Source organism: Paraburkholderia sp. J41 (genome assembly GCF_905220235.1).
GTDB lineage: Bacteria > Pseudomonadota > Gammaproteobacteria > Burkholderiales > Burkholderiaceae > Paraburkholderia.
The window spans coordinates 45,175-52,375 of the sequence record NZ_CAJMZE010000037.1; the positions used below are offsets into that span (position 1 = coordinate 45,175).

Annotated in this window: 8 protein-coding genes and 1 pseudogene; 7 read left to right on the top strand and 2 right to left on the bottom strand. The window is 64.4% G+C overall.

Annotation, left to right across the window (positions count from 1 at the left end; genetic code table 11):
* Window positions 1-148: 148 nt before the first annotated feature.
* The 6 genes and pseudogenes from U5805_RS27010 to U5805_RS27035 all read left to right on the top strand — a co-directional run.
* On the top strand, window positions 149-991 hold the full coding sequence (locus tag U5805_RS27010) for an ABC transporter permease subunit (protein WP_322106572.1): 843 nt from the start codon (window positions 149-151) through the stop codon (window positions 989-991).
* Window positions 988-1,698 carry an ABC transporter ATP-binding protein gene (locus U5805_RS27015; protein ID WP_322106573.1) on the top strand — a complete coding sequence of 237 codons (711 nt, stop codon included), beginning with the start codon at window positions 988-990 and terminating at the stop codon, window positions 1,696-1,698. Before U5805_RS27010 ends, U5805_RS27015 begins: the two co-directional genes overlap by 4 nt.
* A gap of 37 nt (window positions 1,699-1,735) precedes the next feature.
* Window positions 1,736-2,737, top strand: a complete 1,002-nt coding sequence (locus U5805_RS27020; protein ID WP_322106574.1) for an NrtA/SsuA/CpmA family ABC transporter substrate-binding protein — start codon at window positions 1,736-1,738, stop codon at window positions 2,735-2,737.
* A 65-nt stretch (window positions 2,738-2,802) separates the two neighbouring features.
* On the top strand, window positions 2,803-4,044 hold the full coding sequence (locus tag U5805_RS27025; protein WP_322106575.1) for an acyl-CoA dehydrogenase: 1,242 nt from the start codon (window positions 2,803-2,805) through the stop codon (window positions 4,042-4,044).
* Between the two features lie 365 nt (window positions 4,045-4,409).
* Window positions 4,410-5,561, top strand: coding sequence for an epoxide hydrolase family protein (locus U5805_RS27030; RefSeq protein WP_322106576.1), 1,152 nt, complete (start codon window positions 4,410-4,412; stop codon window positions 5,559-5,561).
* 156 nt (window positions 5,562-5,717) lie between these two features.
* Window positions 5,718-5,963: pseudogene (locus U5805_RS27035) on the top strand (integrase core domain-containing protein); the annotation flags it as partial.
* A 51-nt stretch (window positions 5,964-6,014) separates the two neighbouring features.
* On the opposite strand, the gene U5805_RS27040 reads toward U5805_RS27035, so the two are convergent.
* On the bottom strand, window positions 6,015-6,647 hold the full coding sequence (locus U5805_RS27040; protein ID WP_322106577.1) for a response regulator transcription factor: 633 nt from the start codon (window positions 6,645-6,647) through the stop codon (window positions 6,015-6,017).
* A 6-nt stretch (window positions 6,648-6,653) separates the two neighbouring features.
* On the bottom strand, window positions 6,654-6,884 hold the full coding sequence (locus tag U5805_RS27045; protein ID WP_322106578.1) for a hypothetical protein: 231 nt from the start codon (window positions 6,882-6,884) through the stop codon (window positions 6,654-6,656).
* A gap of 137 nt (window positions 6,885-7,021) precedes the next feature.
* On the opposite strand from U5805_RS27045, the gene U5805_RS27050 reads away from it, so the two are divergent.
* On the top strand, window positions 7,022-7,201 hold a 180-nt coding region (locus U5805_RS27050; RefSeq protein WP_322106579.1), incomplete at its 3' end, for a hypothetical protein.

A 7,201-nucleotide genomic window follows, 5' to 3' on the forward strand; every position in this document is an offset into this window, starting at 1 on the left:
CGCCAAAGCGGGAAAGCAAAGCACAAAAAACTGTTTGTCCCGGCCGCGCCGGCCACCTTTAATGACGGGTTCGCGGCCGGTTGAATCGCTCGTGCCGAACGACGCCGCAACTCGCGGGATCGGGCGCTCATTGAAAACGGAAATGGACATGGCTGACCTCCTCACCTCTTCGCGCAACGCCTACCTCGCCTCGAAACGCAAGCGTTCGCGCCGGTCGGACGATGCCGTGTACACGTGGCTGTCATGGGCCATTCCCGCACTGCTCGTCGTTACATGGGAAGCGGCCGCGCGAGTCGGCTGGATCGGGCCTCAAGTGCTTCCGGCTCCGAGCGCCGTGGTCGCCACCGCCTGGAACCTTGCCGCGAACGGCGATCTGTTCGTGCATCTGGGCGTATCGCTGCTGCGCGCCGTCGCGGGCTTCGCCGTGGGCGGCAGCATCGGGCTTGCGCTGGGCGTGCTGTGCGGCTTTTCGAGGCTGGCGCAGGCGCTGCTCGACCGCTCGATCCAGATGGTGCGCGCGATCCCGTTCCTCGCGATGCTGCCGCTCGTGATCGTCTGGTTCGGCGTGGGCGAAGTCGCGAAGATTTTTCTCGTCGCGCTCGCCGTCATGTTTCCCATCTACATCAACACGATGCTCGGCATCCGCCAGATCGACCCCAAATTGATGGAACTCGCGAAGGTCATCGGGCTGAACCGCGCCGCCACGATCAGACGCATCGTCCTGCCCGGCGCCATGCCTTCGATTCTCACGGGCGCGCGCTATGCGCTCGCTCACGCGTGGCTCGCGCTCGTGATCGCCGAAACGCTTGCCACGACCAGGGGCATCGGCTTTCTCGCCATGGATGCGCGGGAATTCCTGCAAACCAATGTCATTCTGCTGACCATGATTATTTACGCGATCATCGGCGTGGTGGCGGACGCGCTCGTGCGGCTGCTCGAAACGCGCTTTCTCTCGTGGCACGCGAACTACGCGAAAGAGACCGGCCAATGAGCACCGCAACCGTTTCTTCCATCACGAACGGAGCCGCGCTCGCCGTATCCGTGCGCGGGCTGCAACGCCGTTACGGCGAGCGCATCGTCATCGACGCGCTGAATCTCGACATCCGTCAGGGCGAATTCGTCGCGCTGCTCGGCGAAAGCGGTTGCGGCAAGACCACCTTGCTGCGCGCGCTGGCCGGGCTCGACAAGCCGGACGCGGGCCGCATACAGGCGCCCGAGCGCCCCTCGGTGGTGTTCCAGGAGCATCGCCTGTTGCCGTGGGCGACGTTGTGGCAAAACGTGGCGCTCGGCAACGAAGCCACGGTGGGCCGCGCGGGCGCGGCGCGATCGCTCGGCGAAGTCGGTCTTGCCGGACGCGAGGACGACTGGCCGCGCAATCTGTCCGGCGGCCAGGCGCAGCGCGTGGCGCTCGCGCGCGCGCTGGCGCGCGATCCGGCGCTGCTGCTGCTCGACGAGCCGTTCGCCGCGCTCGACGCGCTCACGCGCATCAAGATGCACGGGCTCGTGAAGCAACTGGTGGCCCGCCATCGGCCCGGCGTGCTCATCGTGACTCACGACGTGGACGAAGCGCTCACGCTCGCCGACCGCATTCTCGTCATGCGCGCCGGACGCATCGCGGTCTCCTTCGAACCCGGCGCCACGGCCACGGCGGACCTGCGCCGCACGTTGCTGGAGGAGCTGGGCGTTCGGGTGCCGTAACATCATTTTTAATCACGTATTTCGGGGTCCTTAACGAATGAACGACGCATTTCCGAGCCGCCGCCGGCTCCTGCTCGCGGCGGGCGGCCTGCTGGCCGGCGCCGCCGCCGGCATCCGTCCCGCGCGAGCCGCCGAGCCGCGCAAGCTCACCCGCAACACCGACACCGTGCGCATCGGCTGGGGCTACGGCAGCTTGCCGGACATCGCCAAACAGCGCGGCGTATTCGAAAAAACGCTCGCCGGGAAAGGCATCAAGGTCGAATGGGTCGGCCCGTTCCCCAACCACGCGCCGTCCATTCAGGCGGTGGTGGGCGGCAGCGCCGATTTCGGCTTCTGGGGGTCGACCACGCCCGCGCTCGCGGCCATGCTCGCGGGCTCGCCCATCGTGTTCACGGCGTTCGACGTGTATTCGCCGCGCTCGACGGCCATCATCGTGAAGAAGTCGAGCGGCATCAATTCGGTGGCCGATCTCGCCGGCCGCAAGGTGGCCGTGAACCGCTCGGGTCTCGGCGAGTTCCTGCTGATCGCGGCGCTGGAAAAGCATCACGTCGATCGCGGCAAGGTCGAATTCGTCTATCTCAATCCGCCCGATGCCGCGCCCGCCTTCGCGCAAGGCAGGGTCGACGCATGGTCGATGTGGTCGCCCGCCGTCGATATCGCGCGCTTTTCCAACGACGCCAAGGACATCTTCAACGAAGGCCGCGACCTCGATTTCCTGATTGATTACAGCTCGCTCGTGACGCGCAGAAAGTTCGCCGAGGAAAATTCGGAGCTGATTCGCGCGGTGCTCGACGCCTATTACGTCGAAGGCGCATGGCAGTCGACGCATTCCGCCGAGTCCGAGCTGCTGGCGCAAAAAGAGGCGAAATATCCCGATCAGGTGCGCGATTATCTGGCCGGCCTCAAGCGCGTCAACCAGTTTCACGAACCCGACGATGCGGCGTTCATGGCTCAATTCCAGCGCGCGGCCGACTGGCTCGCCGAACGCAAGATCATCGGTTCGCGCATCAAGGTCGCGGACTACAGCGTCAAGATCTAACGATCGTCCCGGCGCGCGAACCGAAGGCGGCAATCGCGCCGGGCGCGGCCCGAGCGGAAATCATCATGTCCGAATCCAGCATCCCTGGCCACGGCCAGCCTTCCCTGATCTCGCCGGTGTCGGCGGCATCGGGATTCGCCGGCATCCTCGCGGAAATCGCCGCCACGGCGGCGCAGCGGGAGCGGCAGCGCGAACTGCCGTACCGCGAAATCGAACGGCTCAAGGCGCTGCGGTTCGGCGCGCTGCGTCTTGCGGGCAGCGCGGGCGGCCACGGCCTGCCGCTGAGCGGACTGTTCGCGGTTTCCCGCGATCTCGCGGCGGCGGACTCCAATATCGCGCACGCGTTTCGCAATCATCTGTGGCAGGTGGAAGCGGCGCTCAGGTTGCCCGACCACCCCTTTCACGCGCACGTTTTGGCTCTTGCCGGCAGCGGCAAGACGGTGGGGCCGAGCTTCGCCGAAAGCGACGCCGTGGCGGCCGGCGCGCGCCCGAGCCGCGTTCTTGGCCGGCTCGCGTGGGACGACCGCCGGGAGGCTTATGTCGGCTCCGGCGACAAGGTGTACGCAACCGGCAATCTCTACAACGACGCCTTCGTGGGAATCGCCGTCGAAAGCCGCGAAAACCGCACCGTGCAGTACGTGCTCGAACGCGGCGAAGGCGTGAGCGACGAGGACGACTGGGACGCCTTCGGCCAGCGCCTGACCGGTTCCGGCACGGCGCGATTTCGCGACGTGGTGGTGAAAGCCTCGAACGTCTACCCGGCCGATCCGCCCAGCGCGCCCGAAGCGGCGCCGTGGGGCTTTACCTTTCACCAGGTGTATCTGACGAATGCGATCGCGGGCATCGCACGGCGCGTCGCGCTGGACGCGGTGGACGTGCTGCGCGCGAGACGGCGCAACTTCTACCACGGCGAAGCCGCGCAACCGTCCGGCGAGCCCGTGCTGCAAGCCCTGCTGGGCCGCATTCGCGCCTATGCCGCCGGCGTGGAAGCCGTTGCCGATCGCGCCGTGAACGCGTTGCAAACCGCGTGGGACAACCACGGCACGCACGCCGAATACGAGACCACGCTCGCCGCGACGCTCGCCGCCTCGGAAGCGAAAGTCGTGATCGACGATCTTGCGCCGCAGATCGCGAGCTGGCTCATTGATCTCGGCTCGGGTTCGGTGGTGGCGAGCGCGGGCGCGCTGGACAGGCACTGGCGCAACATCAAGGTCATCGCCTCGCATAATCCGCGTGTCTACAAGGAGCGTCTGCTCGGGCAAAACCTGCTGGGCGGCCAGTTGCCGCCGAACGGCGCATTCTTTTGAACCGCGCCCGGCGGCGCTCGGCTGTTCGGGTGTCAAGCTGCGAGTTCGCGCCGCACGCGCGGCACCACTTCGCCGGCGAAGCGCCACATGTCCGCTTTGAATCCTATATCTGCCCATGGGGATGGATCGAAAAAGCATTGGCCGAAAGCACGAAGCCCGAGTGCAGGATGTTGACGTTCAGAGGCAGGCGGCGCAACGGAATGGCTCATCGCGCGGTGTACTCGTGGGCGCGGCGCGCGCGAGGCGCACGGATGGCGCGCAAACAAACACAGGCAGCGCGCTTCGCACGGCGAACCATGGAATCCGCATTACGTCATGCGCGCGCGGATAAAATTGCGTTTTCCTCTCTCGCGGGGCAGCGCGTCATGAAAATCGAGCCATTCGAAATTGCCGTTTCCGACGATGCGATCGACGACCTGCAATGGCGCCTGCGCCATACGCGCTGGGCGTCGTTCACGCCGCACGAACCCTGGCGCCAGGGCATGGACGAAACATGGCTGCGCGCGTGCGTGAGCGACTGGGCCGATCGCTTCGACTGGCGCGCCGCGCAACGGGCGCTGAATCGGCTTCCGCAATTCGTCGCCGAGGCGAACGGCCAGCGCGTGCATTTCGTGTACCGGCGCGGCGTCGGGCCCAGGCCGTATCCGCTCGTGATCACGCATGGCTGGCCCGGCTCGTTCCTCGAGTTTCGCGCGCTCGCCGAACGGCTGGCCGATCCCGCGTCGTTCGGCGGCGACCCGAACGATGCATTCGACGTCGTGATCCCCTCGCTGCCCGGCTTCGCGTTTTCACCCGCGCCCGCCGCGCCCGGCGTATCGGCATGGCAAGTGGCCGATCTCTGGGCGGCGCTGATGCGCGGCCTGGGCTACGAGCGCTTCGGCGCGCAAGGCGGCGATCTGGGCGCGGCCGTGTCCGTCGCGCTCGCGGCGCGGCACGCGAAACACGTGGACGGCATCCACCTCAATTTTCTGCCGAGTTCCTACGAACCCGCCGTGGGGCCGAACGACGCGCCCATCAACGCCGAAGAACAGGCGTTCCTGCACGCGAAAGCCGAATGGGCCGCGCTAGAAGGCGCGTATGCGCATATGCACACGACGAAGCCGCAAACGCTGGCCGCGGCGCTCAACGATTCGCCCGCCGGACTCGCCGCATGGATCGCCGAAAAATTCCGCGCGTGGAGCGACTGCGGCGGCGATCTGGAACGGCGCTTCACGAAAGACGAACTGCTCACGAATCTTTCGCTCTACTGGTTCACGCAGTGCATCGGCACGTCGGTGCAGATGTACTGGGAAAACCGCTTGCAGCCGCTGCGTTTCGGCGTGGGCGAGCGCGTCGCGCCGCCGGTCGGCTTCGCGCATTTTCCGCGTGAGATCAGCCACCCTCCGCGTTCGTGGATCGAGCGCGTGTTCACGGTCGAGCAATGGACCGACATGCCGCGCGGCGGCCATTTCGCGGCGCTGGAGGAGCCCGCGCTGCTCGCGGCCGATATCCAGCGCTTTTTCCGGCGCTGGCGCTGACGCCGCTTATGCGAAACCGGTGATTAGCATCTGACGATATCCTGGTTGCATCGACGCCGGAACGGATTAGGGTGGGAGACCGCGCCTCGGCCCCGCGAACACGCTGTTTCACGTCGGCAAAGTTCATCGCCTCTTCTTCGGTGAGGCAGCGCCTGCATGTGTTCGTCGATGAGCCGGGGTGGCGATTGTTGGGATAATGCGCCGACCGAAAGTCTATGGGGTTCGCTGAAGGTCGCTCGCCTGCCCAGTCGGCACTTCGCGGCGCGGCATGCCGCGATGGATGAAATCGTCGGCCGGCATGGCTTTTACAATGCGTGCCGGTTGCATTCGACATTGAACTACGTCAGCCCCATGACGTTCGAGAAGAATTGGGTCGCCGCTCAACGAGGGCAAGCGGCCTGATGGTTTCGGCTATGGGGTTCGTGAAACAGGGGCAGGGTCAACCTATTGGCCCTATGGGAGGGGACAGGTCATACGGACGAAAGAAAATAAACCAGCGTCGCTTTTGATTCCGAGTTTCTGCTTGGCATTAGCCTTGTGCGAACTTACTGTCTTTCGGCTCCGGAAAATTTTGCGGGCGATTTCGTCGGTCGTGAAGCCGGATGCGAGAAGACGCAAAACCTCGACCTCCTTCGCGCTGAGCGCCCGCGAGCCGGCTTGCCCTATTGCTATTGCAGGAAGTCCGGAAAAAAGCGTCTTTCCGGCAAAGACTGCATGAATTGCGAAAGCCAGTCGTTCCATGTCGCACGTCTTGCTGATCGCTGAGCGAACCCCTAAACGCGCAAGTGCAGCGAGTAGCGAAGCATCGTCGACCGCCGTATACACGATGATCTTAAGGTTGGGATAGCGTCGCCTGAGGAAAGCAAAATACACCAGGCCATCACCGTATTTTCCAGCAGGCATGGTGTATTCCGACACCAGTATGTCGCAGGCCGAACGATCCAGCGCTTCTACGACTTCTCCCGAATGACGGGCCGTCGCGACAACCTCGACCGTATTCACGCCGCTCAAAAAACGCCGTGCGCCGGCAATAGTCAACGGCTGGCCATCGGCCAGGACGACGCGAACATTCGTTTTGGAGTCCATAGCATCCTAGTCAAATAAAATCTGGAAAACAAGCAGTGCGGCCAATGAAGCCATGACTGCTAGCGCAGCCACACCGATCAGGATCAGTAATCCGGCCTGATTCTCCAGAACCTCGGCCAGCACGCTTTCCTCTTCGGTCGTCGCTTCGGTGAAAGCGGTTTTTTCAGGTTTGATTGACGAGGGGATGCGAATCCTGCCGCGCATACGCGCAACGTCGACTAATGCGGAAGGGCTCATGATTTCGTTTCACGGAACTTTGGGAGACGCAAATCAGGATAGGGACCGGGCCCTTCTGACAACCCCGGACAAGTCCTGTTCAGAGTGCGGCGCCCCGACGCACTGCTCTTGGGTTAGAAGGAACAGGCCGGTGAACCATGTCGACGGTCATCGGCATTCCCGTCAGGGACACACCGATGACCATCAACGACAACGTACAACTCGAGGTTGCAATTCGCGAAGGCTATTTCGCGGAAATCTCCACACGCCGGTTCGGCGCAAGACACGCGATCACCGCCGCCGTCGCCTTCTTGCCCGCGCACGACTTCACAGGATTA